Here is a 20,263-nt window from a genome sequence, read left to right as displayed (position 1 = left end):
CCGGGCTGCCGGCCCGCCCCTCAGACGGGCTGGGCCAGCGCCTGGGCCGGCTCGTCGCGGCGCGCCTTGAGCAACCCCAGGCGAATCAGCAGCCAGGGCATCAGTGCGGCGACGAAGCCGCCCATCACCAAGCCACGGAACGCCTGCCAGGCCTGGCCATCGAGGGAGAAGGCAAAGCCGATGTGCTTGAGCCCCCACTGCAGGCCGATGAACGACAGCGCGCCGATGGTCGCCGCCAGCACCCGCCGCCAGGTCGCCACCTCCATGGAGAAGTCCAGGTGGCGATAGCCGTACAGCACCCCGATCATCAGTCCCGCCAGCAGCGGCACGTAGCTCGGCGGCTGGCCATGCCAGGTGAAATAGGCCAGGGCGGTGACCGCGATGATCAGCATCAGCAGCACCAGCGCCGGTATCTCGCGCCAACCCTGCCAGCGCTGCGCCAGGGCGAAGCAGCCCAGGGTCGCGGCCCCCAGCAGCGAGCCGCCGATCAGGTCCTCGACATCATGGGCGCCCAGGTACAGGCGGCTGAAGAGGATGCCCGCCACCAGGGTGCAGGCCAGCAGCCAGAACCACAGGCGGCGCACTTCCAGGGCCAGCCAGAACCAGATCACCACCGAGATCTGCGCGTGCCCGCTGGGCAGGCCGAAGCTCTCGCCCACCTCGTGGTCCATGCGCAGGGCGATGTCCGGGCGCGGGTCCTGCCAGTAATCCTTGAGCCAGGCGTTGAGCAGCGCGGTGATGGCCACCAGCACCAGCAGGCGGAAGAACACCGTGCGGTGCCAGGCCCAGTAGCCCAGGGGCAGGAAGAAGAGGATGAACTTCTCGTACCCCAGCAGGGTGAAGAAGCGCATCAGCGGCGTCAGCGCGTCGCTGCGCAAGGGCAGCACCCAGTCCAGGCTGTGCAGCAATTCGTTCATGGTCGTCCTTGAGGGCAGGGGAAGGTCGCCACAGATACTGCAGCCCGCGCCCGGCGGCAAGGTCCGATCAGGACAAAAGCCCTCACGACACGCGCAAGCTCCATCAGCCACCCTGAGAGAGGGGTATTCGTCAGGGCGAACATCGGTCCTGCAACGGGCGCGACTGTCTAGGATGAAGGCCATCCCGCGACACAACGACAAGACCAGCGCGAGGCCCCGATGAACCAAGACCAGTACCTGGCCACCCTGCGCCAGCTCCAGCACGACGCCTGGCCCACCGGCACCCCGCGCGAGCCGCAGCACCCCCTCGGCGAACGGCCGCTGACCGAATACCTGCGCGAATGGGCACGGCGCCAGCCGGGCAAGACCGCCCTGCACTTCTACGGCCACACCCTCGACTATGCGGAACTGGACCACCTCAGCGACCGCTGCGCCGCGCTGCTGGTGGAACTCGGCGTGCGCCCGGGGGACCGCGTCGCGGTGTTCATGCCCAACTGCCCGCAGTTGCACATCGCCTTCTGGGGCATCCTCAAGTGTGGCGCCGTGCATGCCCCGGTCAGCCCGCTGTCCAAGGGCCTGGAGCTGAGCTACCAGCTCAACGACAGCGGCGCCGAGGTGCTGCTGTGCTTCGACCAGTTGCTGCCGGTGGTGCGCCAGGTGCGTGGCGAAACCGCCCTGCGCCAAGTGGTCGCCACCAGCCTCAGCGAGCTGCGCCCGGCCACGCCGACCATCCCGGCGCCGGATCTGCTGTTCGCGCCCAAGGTCACGGGCGACGACTTCATCGACTTCTACCCCGCCCTCGCCGCCTGCAGCGCACCCACGCCTGCGCACCGCCCGCAGCTGGATGACATCGCCGCGCTGAACTACACCGGCGGCACCACCGGCCTGCCCAAGGGCTGCATCCACAGCCATGGCGACATGCTCTACACCTGCGCCAGCTTCGTGCCCACGGCGCTGGGCATGGACGAACACAGCATCACCCTCAACTTCCTCCCCGAGTTCTGGATCGCCGGGGAAAACGCCGGCCTGCTGTTCCCGGTGTTCGCCGGCTGCACCCTGGTGCTGCTGGCGCGCTGGGACGCCCAGGCCTTCATGGCCGCCGTGCAGCATTACCGCGTCAGCCACTGCGGCCTGCTGGTGGACAGCGCCGCCGAGGTGCTGGACCACCCCCGCGTGGGCGAATTCGACTTCGCCTCCCTGCGCCAGGTCGGCGCCATCTCCTTCGTCAAGAAGCTCACCCTCGACTACCGCCGCCGCTGGCGCGAGCTCACCGGCTGCACCCTGTTCGAATTCAGCTTCGGCATGACCGAAACCCACACCTGCGACACCTTCACCGCCGGCCTGCAGGACGATGACTTCGACCTGCGCGCCCAGCCCACCTTCGTCGGCCTGCCGGTGCCGGGCACCGAGTTCAAGGTCTGCGATTTCGACACCGGCGAGCTGCTGCCGCTGGGCAGCGAAGGCGAGCTGTGTCTGCGCTCGCCCTCCCTGCTCAAGGGCTACTGGCAGCGTCCCGAGGCCAGCGCCGAAGCCTTGCGCGGTGGCTGGCTGCACACCGGCGATCTCGGCGTGATCAGCGAGCAGGGTTTCATCCGCTACCTCGGCCGGCGCAAGGAGATGCTCAAGGTCAACGGCATGAGCGTGTTCCCCAGCGAGCTGGAAGCCCTGCTCGGCCAGCACCCGGCCATCCTCGCCAGCGCCGTGCTCGGCCGCCCGCACCCGGAGCGCGGCCAGCAACCCGTCGCCTTCGTCGTGCTCAAGCCGGGCAGCGACGAAACCGGCGCCAGCCTGGTCGAGTGGTGCAAGGCCTCCATGGCCATCTACAAAGTGCCGGACATCCGTCTGGTCGATTCCATGCCGATGACCGCCACCGGCAAGGTCAAGAAGAACGAACTGGAAGCATTGCTGTGAACCGAGCCATCACCCGCCTGCTGATCGCCAACCGTGGCGAAATCGCCATCCGCATCGCCCGTGCCGCCGCCGAGCTGGGCATCCCCAGCGTCGCGGTGTTCGCCGAGGACGACGCCGCCTCCCTGCACCTGCGCAAGGCCGACCAGGCCGTGGCGCTCAAGGGCCGTGGCGCGGCCGCCTACCTCGACATGCAGCAGCTGCTCGACGCCGCCCTGGCCAACGGCTGCGACGCCGTGCATCCGGGCTATGGCTTCCTCAGCGAGAACGCCGCCTTCGCCCGCCTCTGCGAAGGGGCCGGCGTGCGCTTCATCGGCCCGGCAGCCGACGCCCTCGACACCTTCGGCGACAAGGCCCGTGCCCGCGAACTGGCACAGCGCTGCGGCGTACCCCTGGCCGCCGGCAGCAACCGCGCCACCAGCCTGGAAGAGGCCCGCGCCTTCCTCGACAGCGGCCCCATCATGCTCAAGGCCCTGGCCGGCGGCGGTGGCCGCGGCATGCGCCCGGTGCGCGAGGCGGCCGAGCTGGAAGAGGCCTACGCGCGCTGCCAATCGGAAGCACGCGGCGCCTTCGGCAGCGACGCCCTCTACGTCGAGCGGCTGATCGAACAGGCCCGGCATATCGAGGTGCAGGTGGTCGGCGACGGTGAAGCGGTCAGCCACCTGTGGGAGCGCGACTGCAGCCTGCAGCGGCGCAACCAGAAGGTCATCGAAATCGCCCCCGCACCGGGGCTCGACCCGGCGCTGCGCCAGCGCATCCTCGACGCCGCCCTGACCCTGGCCGGCGCGGTTTCCTACCGCGGCATCGGCACCTTCGAATTCCTCGTCGACGACGCGCGCGGCGACTTCGTGTTCATGGAGGCCAACCCGCGCATCCAGGTGGAACACTGCATCACCGAGGCCGTCACCGGCGTCGACCTGGTGCAGGCACAGCTGCGCATCGCCGCCGGCGCCCGCCTCGCCGAGCTGGGCCTGGCGCAACCCGCCGCGCCACGGGGGGTTGCCGTGCAGCTGCGGGTCAACCTGGAAACCATGCAGGCCGACGGCAGTGCGCGCCCGGCCGGCGGCGTCATCAGCGCCTACGAGCCGCCCAGCGGCGCCGGCATCCGCGTCGACGGCTACGGCTACGCCGGCTACGCCACCAGCCCCAGCTACGACTCGCTGCTGGCCAAGGTCATCGTCCAGGGCGAGGACTTCCCCAGCGCCCTGCGCCGCGCCTACCGCGCCCTCTGCGAATTCCGCCTGGAGGGCGTGGCGAGCAACATCCACTTCCTGCAGAACCTGCTGCGCCGCCCGGAGCTGGCGGACAACCGCGTCAGCACCCGCTTCATCGAGCAGCACATCGCCGAGCTGCTGGCCCCGCAACAGACCGCCCACCCGCACCTGTTCGTCAGTGGCACCAGCGGCCAGGCCGCGCACAACGCCGTGGCCGACGTACCGGCCGGCTGCATCGCCCTGAACGCCCCCAGCCAGGGCGTGCTGGTGAGCCTGGACGTGGCCGAGGGCGACGCCATCGCCGTCGGCCAGGCCGTGGCGGTGCTGGAAGCGATGAAGATGGAATTCGTGGTCAAGGCCAGCCACAGCGGCATCGTCCGCGCCCTGCCGGTGGCCCCCGGCGACGCCCTGTTCGAAGGCGCCGCGCTGCTCTACCTGGAACCGGCAGAAGTGAGCGGCGATGCCGTGGCCAGCGAAGAAAGCATCGACCTGGCGCACATCCGCGCCGACCTCGCCGAGGTGCTCGAACGCCACGCCATCACCCGCGACGAGCGCCGCCCCGACGCCGTGGCGCGCCGCCGCAAGACCGGCCAGCGCACCACCCGCGAGAACCTCGACGACCTGCTCGACGCCGGCAGCTTCATCGAATACGGCGCCCTGGCCCTGGCCGCCCAGCGCCGCCGCCGTTCGCTGGAAGAACTGATCCAGCAAAGCCCGGCCGACGGCCTGGTGGCCGGGCTCGGCACGGTCAACGCCGCGCAGTTCGGCAACGAGGCCGCGCGCTGCATGGCCATCTCCTACGACTACACCGTGTTCGCCGGCACCCAGGGCGTGATGAACCACAAGAAGACCGACCGCATGCTCGGCCTCGCCGAACAGTGGCGCGTGCCGCTGGTGCTGTTCGCCGAAGGCGGTGGCGGCCGGCCGGGGGACACCGACTTCGTCGGCGTGGCCGGGCTGGATTGCCACACCTTCGTCGCCATGGCGCGGCTCTCCGGCCTGGTGCCGGTGGTGGGCGTCGTCTCCGGCCGCTGCTTCGCCGGCAACGCCGCGCTGCTGGGTTGCTGCGACGTGATCATCGCCACCCGCAACGCCAGCATCGGCATGGCCGGCCCGGCGATGATCGAAGGCGGCGGCCTGGGCAGCTTCAAGGCCGAAGAGGTCGGCCCCACCTCGGTGCAGGCCCCCAACGGCGTGATCGACGTGCTGGTGGAGGACGAAGCCGAAGCGGTGGACGTCGCCAAGCGCTACCTCTCCTACTTCCAGGGCACGGTCAGCGCTTGGCAATGCGCCGACCAGCGCGAGCTGCGCCATGCGATCCCCGAGAACCGCCTGCGCGTCTACGACATCCGCGCGGTGATCGGCCAACTGGCCGACGAGGGCTCGGTGCTGGAGCTGCGCCGCCAGTTCGCCCCGGGGATGATCACCGCCTTCATCCGCATCGAAGGCAAGCCCTTCGGCCTCCTGGCCAACAACCCCATGCACCTGGGCGGCGCCATCGACGCCCAGGCCGGCGACAAGGCCGCGCGCTTCATGCAGCTGTGCGATGCCTTCGACATCCCCATGGTCTCGCTCTGCGACACCCCCGGCTTCATGGTCGGCCCGGAATCGGAGAAGCACGCCACGGTGCGCCACGTCTCGCGCATGTTCGTCGCCGCCGCCAGCCTTTCGGTGCCCTTCTTCACCGTGGTGCTGCGCAAGGGCTACGGCCTGGGCGCCCAGGCCATGGCCGCCGGCAGCTTCCACTCCTCGATGTTCACCATCGCCTGGCCCAGCGGCGAGTTCGGCGCCATGGGCCTGGAAGGTGCCGTGCGCCTGGGCTTCGCCAAGGAGCTCGCGGCGATGGAAAACCTCGAAGAGCGGCAGAAGCTGTTCGACAAGATGGTCGCCAAGGCCTACCAGAACGGCAAGGCGATCAACATGGCCAGCTTCCTCGAGATCGACGCCGTCATCGACCCGGAAGAAACCCGCGCCTGGCTCCTGCGCGGCCTTAACACCGCCCCGAAACCCACCCCACGGGAAGGCCGCAAGCGCCCGTTCGTGGATACCTGGTAGGCCGAGCCAGCCCATCGCGAATGAATTCGCTCCCACAGTTCTGCACCGGGCTGGGCTGGGCTGGGCTGGGCTGGGCGTAGGGTAGATGGCGCTCTTTCCATCCACCAACGGGGCCCGGATCGACTCCGATGCCGAGCCCATAAAGCGCCACAAGGACTCGCCGGAAACACCGTGCGGCGGTGCGCACTGCACAGCCCTGCGTGGGAGCGGATTCATCCGCGAAAGGGCACGCAGTGCCCAACGCCCAAGCATCACACGGAAATTTCCCAAAGCCTCCGCAACCCCTTGTTCGCCTCCGCCCCGCTCCCTACGTTCACCCGGTCGCGGTCAATCCGCGACTGGGTTTAGCGACCCGTAACCACATGCGTGTTTTGCCTACGGTGTCGGCGGGAAACAACGGACGTTTCCCGTGGCACCGGTTTAGCGTGCGGTTTTCTAAACTGCACGCCCTCCATGGCAGACCGCACGGGGAGACCTTAGGGTCTGCCGGCCGTGGTCCGGTTCGCTAACCCCGTTGCGGTCTGCCACCCTTTCGTTTAGCGACGTAGGTGGCAGCTCCTTAACCGACCACGGGAGCTACACGATGCATGACGCCTACATCCCCACCACCTTCCTCCGCCATGACCGCCCCCTGCGCGGTGTGATGATCGACAACCAGCCCTGGTTCTCCACCTACGACTTCGCCCGCCTGCTGGGCCTGCACCATCCACAGGCCCTGCACCGCCGCCTCAAGCCACACGAAACCCGCCGCATCCGCCTGCACCGCCGCAGCGGTAGCGAAGAGACGATCGACGTGATGAACGAAGCCGGCCTCTACAAGGCGCTCATCCGCTTCGGCCACCCCGAATGCCAGCAGTTGGATGAGTGGCTCACCCGCGAGGTCATCCCCACCCTGCGCGACCAGCAAGACGCCCACACCCACGCCCCCCGCCGCGTATGGATCGGCTGGCAGAGCGAACGGCTGCTGTTGCTGGAATGGCAGGGCGAGTTGTGGATGCAGTGGGAGAAGGTGCCGCGTTACCTGGGGTTCTAGCGAGTACCAGGCTAATCCTCGGCAGCGTAGAGGCACCTTCGTAGGATGGCGTAGAGCGAAGCGAAACCCATCAACTCCGGGCACCGACCTGGCTCCAGTGCCGGGCCGGCAGCATGGGTTTCGCGGGGCTCTACCCATCCTACAAAGACACCGGGACACCGAGGCACCTCCGTAGGATGGCGTAGAGCGGAGCGAAACCCATCAATTCCGGGCACAGACCTGGCTCCGGTGCCGGGCCGGCAGCATGGGTTTCGCGGGGCTCTACCCATCCTACAGAGACACCGGGGCACCTAGGCGCTTCCGTAGGATGGCGTAGAGCGGAGCGAAACCCATCAGCCACAAGGTTTCAGGACGAATCGGTCACGCCCACCAGCCCCTGAGAGAGCACGGCGTTCTTAGGATGGACACGTCCATCCTCAGGCAAGGACGCCCGCCAATGACCGACTACCGCCGCGACCACACACCAGGCGCTACCTGGTTCTTCACCCTCAACCTGGCCGACCGCAGCAGCAGCCTGCTCACCGATCACATCGATCTGCTGCGGGCCAGCTTTCGCGCCGGCATGAAGCGCCACCCGTGGCGCATCGATGCCATCGTCATCCTCCCGGATCACCTGCACGCGCTGTGCACACTGCCACCCGGTGATGCCAACTACGGCCTGCGCTGGCGTCTGATCAAGAGCGGCTTCTCCCGGGCACTGCCCTATGGCGAGCCGCGCTCCGACAGCCGCAAGCACAAGGGCGAGCGCGGCATCTGGCAACGGCGGTTCTGGGAGCACCGCATCCGTGACGATAAAGGCTTCGCCCGCCATGTGGACTACATCCACCACAACCCACGCAAGCACGGGTATGTCGAGCGGGTGGTCGATTGGCCTTGGTCGTCCTTCCATCGCTACGTGAGGGAAGGCCTGCTGCCACAGGATTGGGCGGGGGGCGGAGAGGGGATGGAAGGCAGCATGGGGGAGCGGTGAAAGGACAGGCATCGACCATCAATGCATCTTCGTAGGATGGTGTAGAGCGAAGCGAAACCCATCAACTCCAGGCACAGACCTGGCTCAGGTGCCGGGCCGGCAGCATGGGTTTCGCGGTGCTCTACCCATCCTACGGCGGCGCTAATTCGTCTTCGTAGGATGGGTAGAGCTTGGCGAAACCCATCGTTGTTCAGTCGTAACCAATGCAGCGAAAGGGGAAACAAAAAAGGCCAGTCTCTCGACTGGCCTTTCTCTTATCTCACCCGATCACTCAGGAGTTGTTGCTCGGGAACGCGAACTGCGCGGCCTCGTGGCTGGCGCGTTGCGGCCAGCGCTGGGTGATGGCCTTGCGGCGGGTGTAGAAGCGCACGCCGTCCGGGCCGTAGGCGTGCAGGTCGCCGAACAGGGAGCGCTTCCAGCCGCCGAAGCTGTGGTAGCTGACCGGTACCGGCAGCGGCACGTTGACGCCGACCATGCCCACTTCGATTTCGTCGCAGAACAGGCGGGCGGCTTCGCCGTCGCGGGTGAAGATGCAGGTGCCGTTGCCGTATTCGTGGTCGTTGATCAGCTGCATGGCTTCTTCCAGGCTGCCGACGCGGACGATGCACAGCACCGGGCCGAAGATTTCTTCCTGGTAGATGCGCATGTCGGCGGTGACGCGGTCGAACAGGGTGCCACCGACGAAGTAGCCGTCTTCATGACCGGCGACGCGGTAGCCGCGGCCGTCCACCACCAGTTCGGCACCGGCAGCGACGCCGTCGTCGATGTAGCCGACCACCTTGTCGCGGGCGGCGGCGGTGACCAGCGGGCCCATGTCGAGGCCGCAGTTGGTGCCGGCACCGATCTTCAGGCCCTTGATCTGCGGGACGATTTTCTGCACCAGCGCATCGGCGATCTGGTCGCCCACGCACACGGCCACGGAGATGGCCATGCAGCGCTCGCCGCAGGAGCCATAGGCAGCGCCCATCAGCGCGCTGACGGCGTTGTCGAGGTCGGCGTCGGGCATCAGCACGGCGTGGTTCTTGGCGCCGCCCAAGGCCTGGACGCGTTTGCCGCGCTTGGTGCCTTCGGCATAGATGTATTCGGCGATGGGGGTCGAACCGACGAAGCTGATGGCCTTAACTTCCGGCGCTTCGATCAGGGCGTCCACGGCTTCCTTGTCGCCGTGCACCACGTTCAGCACGCCCTTGGGCAGGCCGGCCTGGTGCAGCAGTTCGGCGATGAGCAGGGTGGAGCTCGGGTCGCGCTCGGAGGGTTTGAGGATGAAGCAGTTACCGCAGGCGATGGCCAGCGGGTACATCCACAGCGGCACCATGGCGGGGAAGTTGAACGGGGTAATGCCGGCGACCACGCCCAGCGGCTGGAAGTCGCTCCAGGCGTCGATGTTCGGGCCGACGTTGCGGGTGTATTCGCCCTTGAGGATTTCCGGGGCGGCGCTGGCGTACTCGACGTTCTCGATGCCGCGCTTCAGTTCACCGGCGGCGTCTTCGATGGTCTTGCCGTGCTCTTCGCTGATCAGGCGGGAGATTTCCGCTTCGTTCTGCTCCAGCAGTTGCTTGAAGCGGAACATCACCTGGGCGCGCTTGGCCGGCGGGGTGTTGCGCCAGGCCGGGAAGGCAGCCTTGGCCGAGTCGATGGCCTGTTGCACGGTGGCGCGGCTGGCCAGGGCGACCTTGCGGGTGGATTCGCCGGTGGCCGGGTTGAACACGTCGGCCGTGCGGCCTTCGCCGGTAACGAGCTCACCGTGGATCAGGTGCTGGATGGTGCTCATGGTCATCTCTCTTGTAGGGCTTTGTCGGGGTGGTCCTGGGCGCGGGCAGCGGCTGCGCACCCGCCCTCTCCTCACGGGGAGAGGGGGGACGTCATTTGATTTCGGTTTCGATGAAGACGATTTCGTGGTCGCTGGCGTTGATCACATTGTGCTCGACGCCGGCCTTGCGGAAGTAGCTCTGCCCGGCCACCAGGGGCGCGCGTTTCTCGCCCTCCGGGGTTTCCAGCAGCAGGGTGCCGCCGGTCATGGGCACCACCACGTAATCGTGGCCGTGCAGGTGGCGACCGGTCTCGGCACCGGGGGCGAAGCGCCACTCGGTGACGATGACTTCGGCGTTGTCCACCTGCACGGTGGGCACGGCCTGGGGGCGTGCACTCATCAGTTGATGCCTTGCAGGGCCTGGCCGACGGCGTCGAATACGCGGTCGAGTTCTTCCGGCTTGGCGTTGAAGGTCGGCCCGAACTGCAGGGTGTCGCCACCGAAGCGAACGTAGAAGCCAGCCTTCCACAGGGCCATGCCGGCCTCGAACGGGCGGACGATGGCGTCGCCGTCACGGGGGGCCAGTTGCAGGGCACCGGCGAGGCCGCAGTTGCGGATGTCGACCACGTGCTTGGCACCCTTCAGGCCGTGGATGGCCCTCTCGAAGTGCGGGGCCAGGTCGGCGGCCTGCTGGATGAGGTTTTCCTTCTCCAGCAGCTCCAGGGCGGCGAGGCCGGCGGCGCAGGCGACCGGGTGGGCGGAGTAGGTGTAGCCGTGGGTGAACTCGACGGCGTATTCGGGCGTCGCCTGGTTCATGAAGGTCTGGTAGATCTCGCGGCTGGCGATCACTGCGCCCATGGGGATGGCGCCGTTGGTGATCTGCTTGGCCACGTTCATGATGTCCGGGGTCACGCCGAAGAACTCGGCGCCGGTGTTCTTGCCCATGCGGCCGAAGGCGGTGATGACTTCGTCGAAGATCAGCAGGATGTTGTTGGCGTCGCAGATTTCGCGCAGGCGCTGCAGGTAGCCCACCGGCGGCACCAGGGCGCCAGCGGAGCCGGCCATGGGCTCGACGATCACGGCGGCGATGTTCGACGCGTCATGCAGTTCGATCAGCTTCAGCAGCTCGTTGGCCAGCTCCACGCCGCCGGTCTCGGCCATGCCCTTGGTGAAGGCCAGGCCCGGTTGCAGGGTGTGCGGGAGGTGGTCGACGTCCATCAGTTGGCCGTACATCTTGCGGTTGCCGTTGATGCCGCCAAGGCTGGTGCCGGCGATGTTCACGCCGTGGTAGCCACGGGCGCGGCCGATCAGCTTGGTCTTGGTGGCCTGGCCTTTCAGGCGCCAGTAGGCGCGGGCCATCTTCACGGCGGTGTCGGCGCACTCGGAGCCCGAGCCGGTGAAGAACACGTGGTTCAGCTCGCCGGGCATCATCTCGACGATCTTCTCGGCCAGCTTGAACGACAGCGGGTGGCCGTACTGGAAGCCCGGGGAATAGTCGAGGGTGCCGAGCTGCTTGGCCACGGCCTCCTGGATTTCCTTGCGCGAGTGACCGGCGCCGCAGGTCCACAGGCCCGACAGGCTGTCGTAGATGCGACGGCCCTGGTCATCAATCAGCCAGCTGCCTTCGGCGGCCACGATCAGACGCGGGTCACGCTGGAAGTTGCGGTTGGCGGAGAACGGCATCCAGTGGGCGTCCAGCTTCAGCTGGCTGGCCAGGGAGGGGGTGGAGGTCTGCGGCATGTTCATTCTTGTCTGCCTCGCGATGGGGCGTGGGTTGTGGGGGAGAACCCGGTGGTTCTTGCAGTCGACATTGCCACGGGCATAAAGTCATGAAAATTCAACTTTTCATATCTTCAGATCACGGACCACTAAACTGATGAGCACCCGTCGCCCGGAAGCCCTGGCCCAGGTCAGCGACTTCGATATCCGCCTGCTGCGCATCTTCCGCAGCGTAGTCGAGTGCGGTGGCTTCTCCGCCGCCGAGAGCGTACTGGGCATCGGCCGCTCGGCCATCAGCCAGCAGATGAGCGACCTGGAGCAGCGCCTCGGCCTGCGCCTGTGCCAGCGTGGCCGCGCCGGCTTCGCCCTGACCGAGGAAGGCCGCGAGGTGTACCACTCCTCGCTGCAGCTGCTCAGCGCCCTGGAGAGCTTCCGCACCGAGGTCAACGGCCTGCACCTGCACCTGCGCGGCGAGCTGAACATCGGCCTCACCGACAACCTCGTGACCCTGCCGCACATGCGCATCACCCATGCCCTGGCGCGCCTCAAGGAGCGCGGGCCGGACGTGGTGATCAACATCCGCATGACCCCGCCCAGCGAGGTGGAACAAGGCGTGCTCGACGGCCGCGTGCACGTGGGCGTGGTGCCACAGACGGTGGCGCTGTCGGGGCTGGAGTACCAGCCCCTGTATGACGAGCGCTCGCTGCTGTACTGCGCCGTGGGCCACCCGCTGTTCTACGCCGACGACGCCCAGCTCAGCGATGCGCGCCTGAACGAACAGGAGGCCATCGCCCCCACCTTCCGCCTGCCGGCCGATATCCAGGCCCACTACCAGGCGCTGCATTGCACCGCGAGCGCCTCCGACCGCGAAGGCATGGCCTTCCTTATTCTCACCGGGCGCTACATCGGCTACCTGCCGGACCACTACGCCACCTTCTGGGTGCAGCAGGGCCGCCTGCGCGCGCTCAAGCCGAGCAAGCGCTTCTACGACCTCAGCCTCGCCACCGTGACCCGCAAGGGCCGCCGCCCGCACCTGGTGCTGGAGAGTTTCCTGGAGGCATTGGCTGCGACGGGCTGAAGACGTGTTCACCTGCAACACCGCCTGGTGGACCGGTGAAGCGGGGTCCACCCTACGATTCCGCGCGGGCCGAGCCATAGACCGTAGGGTGGACATCGCTCTTTATGTCCACCAGCGGAGCCGAACACCCGAGTGCAGCCGCAGCGCCGCTCGGTGGACCGGTGAAGCGGGGTCCACCCTACGAAACCGCATGCGCCGGGCAAGGCCTTGAACCTGTGTACGCCACGCCCAGCAATGAAGCGGGCGACACCGATTTGGTGCAGGAGAAACCCTTCGGTCATCCCCAGCGCAGCCGACGCGCCTATTCCGTAGCGCCCGCCAACCCTGGGCCTTGCAGGGTGGAAAGTGGAAAAACCTGCGCACCTGGTCAATTTTTTGCAATAGCCCGGCATCTGCCCCGGCGAGCCGCTCTGGTTCGCCGCCCCAACCTGCCGAGGCCAGCATGCACGCTGAAGAAGAACGCAACTCCGAACTCATCTACGGCCTGGACGACAAGCCGAAACCGCTGCTGGCGTTCTGCGCCGCACTGCAGCATGTGCTGGCCAGCTTCGTCGGCATCATCACCCCGCCGCTGGTGATCGGTGGCGCGCTGGGGCTGGGGGCGCACCTGCCCTACCTGATCAGCATGGCGCTGATGGTGTCCGGCGTCGGCACCTTCCTCCAGGCGCGGCGCCCATTCGGCATCGGCGCGGGGATGATCTGCCTGCAGGGCACCAGCTTCGCCTTCCTCGGTGCGGTGCTGTCGGCGGGCTTCCTGGTGAAGAGCCGCGGCGGCAGCCCGGAAGACATCCTGGCGATGATCTTCGGCGTGTGCTTCTTCGGCGCCTTCGTGCAGATCGTGCTCAGCCGCTTTATCGGCCACCTGCGCCGGGTCATCACCCCGCTGGTCACCGGCATCGTCATCACCCTGATCGGCGTCAGCCTGATCAAGGTCGGCATCACCGATATCGGCGGCGGCTTCAAGGCCCCGGACTTCGGCGCGCCGGGCAACCTGGCCCTGGGCGGCCTGGTGCTGGCGACCATCATCCTGCTGAACCGCTCAAGCAACCCCTGGGTGCGCCTGTCGTCCATCCTCATCGGCCTGGCCGTGGGCAGCGTGGCCGCCTTCTTCAGCGGCAAGCTGGTGCCCCAGGCGCTGCCCGACCTACCCCTGGTGAGCGTGCCGGTGCCCTTCAGGTTCGGCTTCAGCTTCGACTGGACGGCCTTCATCCCGGTGGCGCTGATCTACCTCATCAGCACCATCGAGACCGTGGGCGACCTGACCGCCAACTGCATGATCTCGCGCAAACCGTTCAAGGGCCCGGAATACGAGGCGCGGCTCAAGGGCGGGGTGCTGGGCGATGGCGTCAGCTGCATGCTGGCGGCCACCTTCAGCGCCTTCCCCAACACCACCTTCGCCCAGAACAATGGGGTGATTCAGCTCACCGGCGTCGCCAGCCGCCATGTCGGCCTGTACATCGGCGCCGTGCTGTTCGTGCTCGGCCTGTTCCCGCTGATCGGCGCGGTGCTGCAGCAGATACCCAAGCCGGTGCTGGGCGGCGCCACCCTGGTGATGTTCGGCAGCGTGGCGGCGGCGGGCATCCGCATCCTCGCCCAGGCGCCGCTGGACCGCCGCAGCCTGCTGGTGATCGCCGGTTCCTTCGGCGTCGGCCTGGGCATCGCCGCGCAACCGACCCTGCTGCACCAGATGCCGCAACTGGTGCAGAACCTGTTCGACTCGGCCATCACCTGCGGCGGCATCACCGCCATCATCCTGAGCCTGGTGCTGCCGGAAGAGAAACGCGCCAACCGGACGGACGGTGTCGCCGAGCGCGCCTGAACCACGCCGCGCCAGGCCCGGGGCGATGCCTGGCGCGGTGCACGGCACGAAAAAACCGACCCATCATGGTGCAGGCCCGACAAAACCTGTGGATAACCTGACCGCCGCAACAGTTTTGGCTTGTCGACCGCCCCGCGCTTGGGTTATCAGTGCATTCGCCCGCTTCCTGACCCCTCTGGATGACCTATGACTGTCCTGGTCCCCGCCCATAGCCCCAGCTCCACCGGCAAGCCTGCCGGCCGCATCCGCCAGAAGAACGAAGAGACCATCCTCGCCGCTGCCGAGGAGGAGTTCGCCAAGCACGGTTTCAAAGGCACCAGCATGAACACCATCGCCGTGCGTGCCGGGCTGCCCAAGGCCAACCTGCACTACTACTTCAGCAACAAGCTGGGGCTGTACGTGGCGGTGCTGAGCAACATCCTCGAACTGTGGGACAGCACCTTCAACACCCTGACCGTGGACGACGACCCCGCCGAGGCGCTGGCCCGCTACATCCGCGCCAAGCTGGAGTTCTCGCGGCGCTTCCCCCTGGCCTCGAAGATCTTCGCCATGGAAGTGATCAGCGGCGGCGCCTGCCTGGAAAAGTATTTCGATCAGGACTACCGCGACTGGTTCAAGGGCCGCGCGGGGGTGTTCGAAGCCTGGATCGCCGCCGGCAAGCTGGACCCGATCGACCCGACGCACCTGATCTTCCTGCTCTGGGGCAGCACCCAGCACTACGCCGACTTCGGCTCGCAGATCTGCCGCGTCAGCGGCCGCAAGCGCCTGACCAAGGACGACTTCGAAGTGGCCGCGCAGAGCCTCACCCACATCATCCTCAAGGGCTGCGGCCTGACCCCGCCGACACCCGCCAGCTGATGCCCTTCACCCTTGCCGCGCCCTGCGAATACCGCGAGGAAATCCGCAAGAGCCGCTTCATCGCCCTCGCCGCGCCGGTCACCAGCGCGGCCGAGGCGCAGGCCTTCATCGCCGGCGCCAGCGACCCCGCCGCCTCGCACAACTGCTGGGCCTGGAAGGTGGGCGCGCAGTATCGCTTCAGCGACGACGGCGAACCCGGCGGCACCGCCGGGCGCCCCATGCTCGCGGCCATCGAGGGCCAGGACATGGACCAGGTCGCGGTGCTGGTGATCCGCTGGTACGGCGGCATCCAGCTCGGCACCGGCGGCCTCGCCCGCGCCTACGGCGGCAGCGCCGCCAAGTGCCTGCAAGGCGGCGAGCGCCTGCCATTGCTGCGCCTGTCGCACTTCCGCTGCCACCTGGCCTTCGCCGAACTGGCACTGTTCAAGGCACGCCTGGCCGACTTTCAAGTGCAGCTCGAAGGCGAGGACTACGACGCCGAAGGCGCCTGGCTGCAACTGGCCCTGCCGGAGGCACAGCGGGAACCGCTGCAACGCCTGCTCGGCGACATCAGCCGTGGGCGCAGCCAGCTCGCCGCCATCGAGGACGACACGCCATGACCGGCAAGCTGCGCATCCACTCGCCGGCCATCCACTATTTCGACATGGTGCGCCGCTGCAACTCCATCCGCGAGGCGGCGCGCCGGCTCAACGTCGCCTCCTCGGCGGTGAACCGGCAGATCCTCAAGCTGGAGGACGAGATCGGCGCGCCGCTGTTCGACCGCCTGCCCGCCGGCCTGCGCCTGACCCCGGCCGGGGAGATCCTCACCCGCCACGTCACCGTGGTGCTGCAGGACGTCGAGCGGGTGCGCTCGGAGCTGGATGCCATGCAGGGCCTGCGCACCGGCCACGTGGAGATCGCCACCGTCGAAGGGGTGACCATCGACCTGCTGCCCCGGGTGCTCAAGGCCATGCATGAGCGCTACCCACGGGTCACCATCGGCGTCACCGCCATGGGCTCCCAGGCCATCCCCGAGGCGGTGCTGAGTGGCGCCGCCGACCTCGGCCTGGCCTTCTTCCTGCCCCGCAGCGCCGAGCTGCAACAGCTCAGCGTCGGCCACTTCCGCCTCGGCGCCATCGTGCCGCGCGGGCATGCGCTGGCCTCGCTGCACGAGGTGAGCTTCGCCACCTGCGCCGAGCACGGGCTGATCCTGGCCAAGCAGGAACTGTCCATCCACCACCTGCTCGGCCCGCTGCAGAAACGCCTCAACCTGCCCGGCAAGCCGGCGCTGGAAAGCAGCTCGGTGGAGCTGGCCCGGCAACTGGTGAAACGCGGCATGGGCGTGGCCTTCCAGACCCGCATCGGCATCGAGGCCGACCTCGAGGCCGGCGACCTGGTGCACCTGCCGCTGACCGACAACGGCGGCATCTTCAACGACCTCGGCCTCTACGTGCGCGGCGGCCGCTACCTGCCCGTGGCGGTGGATGCGCTGGCACGCCAGCTGACCGAGGAAATCACCCTGCGTGAGCGCGAAGAGCGGCCACCACCCCGCAGTGCGCCCGGCAACCGGCCGTAGGCCGCATTCCCGACTATCTTTTTCATGACCCTCCCCATCGGGCCTCTCGACGGGGCGCCCGGCTGCAGCCCGCGCGCTAGAGCCATCGGCTTTTGCGGTTTGTACACAATCCCGCTAAAGCCCTGAAAATACTGACTTTTGAGTCAATAACGTGATGCCGAATCGGCATCGGGATGCTCTACATTCTGTTCTTTGGTGATCAATCCGGATGTGCTGATACTGCGCCCCTCGGTGCCCGAGCCAAGGCATCGAGACCCCAGGAACAGGAGCCATAACAATGAAAAAAGCACTGCAGGGAGCCACGGTCGCTCTCGCCCTCTTCTCGGCCGGCGAAGCGGCCGCACTGGAATGGATGAACAACAGCGTCGGCTTCCGCTACGGCCAGCAGTTCACCAACCCGAACAACCCGAACAAGTTCGCCAAGCGCATCTACAGCTTCACCCACGCCAGCGGGTACCAGTACGGCAGCAACTTCTTCAACCTCGACGTCTTCCTCTCCGACAACCGCGACCCGCGCAAGGGCACCGACCACGGTGGCAGCGAGGTCTACGCGGTGTACCGCCACCAGCTGTTCGCTTCGCGGGTGTTCGACCAGAAACAGGGCGACGGCCTGATCAAGGACTACGCCTTCACCGCCGGCTTCGACGTCAACCGCAACAACAACCGCGCCTCCTCCAACAAGCGCGCCATCGTGTTCGGGCCGACCCTCAAGTTCAACACCGTCGGCGTGCTCGACCTGAGCCTGCTCTACTACCGCGAGCGCAACCAGACCGGCATCCCCGGCGCGCGCCACGAAGAGATGACCTTCGACGGCACCTACAACCTCAACCTCACCTGGCTGCGCCCCTTCCAGATCGGCGACCACGCCGCCAAGTTCCAGGGCTACATCAACCACGTGGGCGAGAAGGGCGAGGACTACAACAACAAAGACACCGCCGCCGAGACGCTGATGCGCACCTCGCTGATGGTCGCCGCGCGCCCGGGCAAGAACATCAAGCCCAACCTCTGGTTCGGCGTTGGCTACGAGTACTGGCACAACAAGTTCGGCGTCGACGGCGGCCGTGGCAGCCGCACCTCCACCCCGACCCTGAACATGGAATTCAGCTTCTGACCCGCCGCCCGGCGCCACTCGGTGCCGGGCCCTCCCCCCGCGACACGACTGCCCCCTGCTCCCGGGCTGAAGCCCGGGCTACCGGCTTCCCTGAGGCACGGGACTTCGTGGACCCCGCTTCACCGGTCCACCGTGCGGTGTCTCAGCCGTCCACACCGCCACGTCCCTTATCCCCACAACGTTGGGCCGCGCTGCGCTTGGCGCCAACCTACGGGAGTGTCCGGAATCCGCCTTGTAACCACCCACATAAAGCGTGGACAAGCCTGTGGATAACCTTTTGAGCAATCGCCCGGGGCGCCGCCGGCCGCCGCTTCGCCGGGGCTGCTCGTTTCGTGACCAGTGCGCGCGAGGCCCCGTGTCTACCGCGTAAGCACCTGAAGGGTCTAGCTTTATTTTCACCTGCCAGAAACCCGGGCGCCGGGATACCGGCGCGGTGCACCGCCATTGTCCACACGGGCCGTGGACATTCCTGTGGATAACCTTGGGAACAACTTCTCCGCGCCAGTGGCCACGGGCGCTGCGGGGCGGTGGTCGAAATTCGTCCAATAGCCGCTGCGCCATCGGGAGCCACGGTGCCCCGAAAGCGTGCAGGAAAATGCCCCGGCAATGCCCATCGACGGCCGCGTTTCCCCCGCTTCGCCCAGCCACGCGAGCCCGCGCGGGCCTTCCTGACCCGGTGGCCAGCTTTTTGCTTTGTCTGGCCAGCTCTCTTTCCGGGAAAGACCACGATGAACAGCCCCACTCCCCCACCGCGCCTGGAGATGCTCGGCATCACCAAGCGCTACCCCGGCTGCCTGGCCAACGACCGCGTCGACCTGCGCATCGAGCCCGGTGAGATCCACGCCTTGCTGGGCGAGAACGGCGCCGGCAAGAGCACGCTGATGAAGATCATCTACGGCGTGGTGCAGCCGGATGCCGGCGAGATCCGCTGGCAGGGCGAGGCGCTGCGCGTGCGCGACCCGGCCCAGGCCCGCGCCCTGGGCATCGGCATGGTGTTCCAGCACTTCTCCCTGTTCGAAACCCTGACCGTGGCCGAGAACATCGCCCTGGCCCTTGGGCGCGAGGCCGGCACACCCAAACAACTGGAGCCGCGCATCCGCGAGGTGTCCCAGCGCTACGGCATGGCTTTGGAGCCCGGGCGCCTGGTGCACGCGCTGTCCATCGGCGAGCGCCAGCGGGTGGAGATCGTCCGCTGCCTGATGCAGGACATCCGCCTGCTGATCCTCGATGAGCCCACCTCGGTGCTCACCCCGCAGGAGGCCGACGAGCTGTTCGTCACCCTGCGCCGCCTGGCCGCCGAGGGCTGCAGCATCCTGTTCATTAGCCACAAGCTGGGCGAAGTGCGCGCCCTCTGCCAGAGCGCCACGGTGCTACGTGGCGGCCGCGTCTCCGGCCACTGCGTGCCGGCCGAATGCAGCGACCTGGAACTGGCGCGGCTGATGGTGGGCGACGCCGAAGGCCTGGCCGCCAGTTACCCCAAGGCCAGCGGCGGCGCGCCCTTCCTCAGTCTGCTGGGGCTCGACTGGCATAACCCGGACCCGTTCGGTATGTCGCTGAAGCACCTCGGCCTCGATGTGCGCAGCGGCGAGATCGTCGGCATCGCCGGGGTCGCCGGCAATGGCCAGGACGAGCTGCTCGCCCTGCTCTCCGGCGAGCGCCGCCTGCCCGCCACCCAGGCCGGTGCCATCCGCTTCGCCGGCCAGCCGGTGGGCCAGTTGCCGCCGGACGCCCGCCGCGCCCGCGGCCTGGCCTTCGTCCCCGCCGAGCGCCTGGGCCACGGCGCGGTGCCGGACATGAGCCTGGCCGACAACGCCCTGCTCACCGGCTTCCAGCGCGGGCTGCTGAGCCGGGGCATGATCCGCCGCGGCCAGGTGCTGGCCTTCGCCAACGAGATCATCCAGCGCTTCGCGGTGAAGACCCCGGACGCCCACACCGCCGCCCGCAGCCTTTCCGGCGGCAACCTGCAGAAATTCATCCTCGGCCGCGAGATCCTCCAGCAACCGAAGCTGCTGGTGGCCGCCCACCCCACCTGGGGCGTGGACGTGGGGGCCGCCGCCGCCATCCACCGCGCGCTGATCGCCCTGCGCGATGCCGGCGCGGCGATCCTGGTGATCTCCGAAGACCTCGACGAGCTGTTCCAGATCAGCGACCGCATCGGCGCCCTGTGCAGCGGCGAGCTGTCGGCGCTCAAGCCCGTGGTCGCCACCAGCCCGCAGGAGGTCGGCCGCTGGATGGCCGGCCAGTTCGATTCGACCCAAGCCGCCTGAGCGCCCGGA

15 protein-coding genes are annotated in these 20,263 nt (G+C 67.7%); 11 read left to right on the top strand and 4 right to left on the bottom strand.

Annotated features, from left to right (window positions below; translation table 11 throughout):
- Positions 1 to 20: 20 nt before the first annotated feature.
- Positions 21 to 917, bottom strand: coding sequence for a phosphatase PAP2 family protein (locus tag OEJ36_RS26880; RefSeq protein WP_263404112.1), 897 nt, complete (start codon positions 915 to 917; stop codon positions 21 to 23).
- A 219-nt stretch (positions 918 to 1,136) separates the two neighbouring features.
- Here OEJ36_RS26880 and OEJ36_RS26875 point away from each other — a divergent pair, with 219 nt between their 5' ends.
- The 4 genes from OEJ36_RS26875 to OEJ36_RS26860 all read left to right on the top strand — a co-directional run bounded on the left by OEJ36_RS26875 (position 1,137) and on the right by OEJ36_RS26860 (position 8,097).
- Positions 1,137 to 2,828 (top strand): AMP-binding protein, encoded by a 1,692-nt coding sequence (locus tag OEJ36_RS26875; protein ID WP_263404111.1) that lies wholly within the window; start codon positions 1,137 to 1,139, stop codon positions 2,826 to 2,828.
- Positions 2,825 to 6,094 carry a carboxyl transferase domain-containing protein gene (locus OEJ36_RS26870; protein ID WP_263404110.1) on the top strand — a complete coding sequence of 1,090 codons (3,270 nt, stop codon included), beginning with the start codon at positions 2,825 to 2,827 and terminating at the stop codon, positions 6,092 to 6,094. The genes OEJ36_RS26875 and OEJ36_RS26870 overlap by 4 nt, the downstream gene beginning before the upstream one ends.
- Before the next feature lie 583 nt (positions 6,095 to 6,677).
- The gene (locus OEJ36_RS26865; RefSeq protein WP_263404109.1) at positions 6,678 to 7,127 is read left to right on the top strand and encodes a Bro-N domain-containing protein; all 450 of its coding nucleotides are present in this window, start codon (positions 6,678 to 6,680) and stop codon (positions 7,125 to 7,127) included.
- 436 nt (positions 7,128 to 7,563) lie between these two features.
- Positions 7,564 to 8,097 (top strand): REP-associated tyrosine transposase, encoded by a 534-nt coding sequence (locus OEJ36_RS26860; RefSeq protein WP_263404108.1) that lies wholly within the window; start codon positions 7,564 to 7,566, stop codon positions 8,095 to 8,097.
- A 271-nt stretch (positions 8,098 to 8,368) separates the two neighbouring features.
- Here the strand turns inward: OEJ36_RS26860 and OEJ36_RS26855 are convergent, their stop codons facing one another.
- The 3 genes from OEJ36_RS26855 to OEJ36_RS26845 all read right to left on the bottom strand — a co-directional run bounded on the left by OEJ36_RS26855 (position 8,369) and on the right by OEJ36_RS26845 (position 11,593).
- Positions 8,369 to 9,868, bottom strand: a complete 1,500-nt coding sequence (locus tag OEJ36_RS26855) for a CoA-acylating methylmalonate-semialdehyde dehydrogenase (protein WP_263404107.1) — start codon at positions 9,866 to 9,868, stop codon at positions 8,369 to 8,371.
- Positions 9,869 to 9,959: 91 nt separating this feature from the next.
- Positions 9,960 to 10,247 (bottom strand): cupin domain-containing protein, encoded by a 288-nt coding sequence (locus OEJ36_RS26850; protein ID WP_043243760.1) that lies wholly within the window; start codon positions 10,245 to 10,247, stop codon positions 9,960 to 9,962.
- Entirely contained in the window at positions 10,247 to 11,593 is a 1,347-nt protein-coding gene (locus OEJ36_RS26845; RefSeq protein ID WP_263404106.1) for an aspartate aminotransferase family protein, read from the bottom strand. Before OEJ36_RS26845 ends, OEJ36_RS26850 begins: the two co-directional genes overlap by 1 nt.
- 130 nt (positions 11,594 to 11,723) lie before the next feature.
- Between OEJ36_RS26845 and OEJ36_RS26840 the strand changes: the two genes are divergently transcribed.
- The 7 genes from OEJ36_RS26840 (at position 11,724) to OEJ36_RS26810 (ending at position 20,254) form a co-directional block, all read left to right on the top strand.
- A complete protein-coding gene (locus OEJ36_RS26840; protein ID WP_263404105.1) occupies positions 11,724 to 12,644 on the top strand; it encodes a LysR family transcriptional regulator in 921 nt (306 codons plus the stop codon).
- A gap of 442 nt (positions 12,645 to 13,086) precedes the next feature.
- Positions 13,087 to 14,463, top strand: a complete 1,377-nt coding sequence (locus tag OEJ36_RS26835) for a uracil-xanthine permease family protein (protein WP_263404104.1) — start codon at positions 13,087 to 13,089, stop codon at positions 14,461 to 14,463.
- A gap of 186 nt (positions 14,464 to 14,649) precedes the next feature.
- Positions 14,650 to 15,321 (top strand): TetR/AcrR family transcriptional regulator, encoded by a 672-nt coding sequence (locus tag OEJ36_RS26830; RefSeq protein ID WP_021216784.1) that lies wholly within the window; start codon positions 14,650 to 14,652, stop codon positions 15,319 to 15,321.
- Positions 15,321 to 15,920, top strand: coding sequence for an IMPACT family protein (locus OEJ36_RS26825; RefSeq protein ID WP_263404103.1), 600 nt, complete (start codon positions 15,321 to 15,323; stop codon positions 15,918 to 15,920). The genes OEJ36_RS26830 and OEJ36_RS26825 overlap by 1 nt, the downstream gene beginning before the upstream one ends.
- Positions 15,917 to 16,876: a LysR family transcriptional regulator gene (locus OEJ36_RS26820; RefSeq protein WP_184489573.1), complete on the top strand. Its 960-nt coding sequence runs from the start codon at positions 15,917 to 15,919 to the stop codon at positions 16,874 to 16,876. Before OEJ36_RS26825 ends, OEJ36_RS26820 begins: the two co-directional genes overlap by 4 nt.
- Before the next feature lie 277 nt (positions 16,877 to 17,153).
- On the top strand, positions 17,154 to 17,987 hold the full coding sequence (locus tag OEJ36_RS26815; RefSeq protein ID WP_263404102.1) for a nucleoside-binding protein: 834 nt from the start codon (positions 17,154 to 17,156) through the stop codon (positions 17,985 to 17,987).
- Positions 17,988 to 18,715: 728 nt separating this feature from the next.
- A complete protein-coding gene (locus OEJ36_RS26810; protein WP_263404101.1) occupies positions 18,716 to 20,254 on the top strand; it encodes an ABC transporter ATP-binding protein in 1,539 nt (512 codons plus the stop codon).
- Positions 20,255 to 20,263 lie beyond the last annotated feature (9 nt).

It is taken from the genome of Pseudomonas sp. PDM13, from assembly GCF_025685765.1.
Taxonomy (GTDB): Bacteria; Pseudomonadota; Gammaproteobacteria; order Pseudomonadales; family Pseudomonadaceae; genus Metapseudomonas; species Metapseudomonas solani.
The sequence above is the reverse complement of the archived record's forward strand: the minus strand, read 5'-3'. Positions and strand labels throughout refer to the sequence as shown.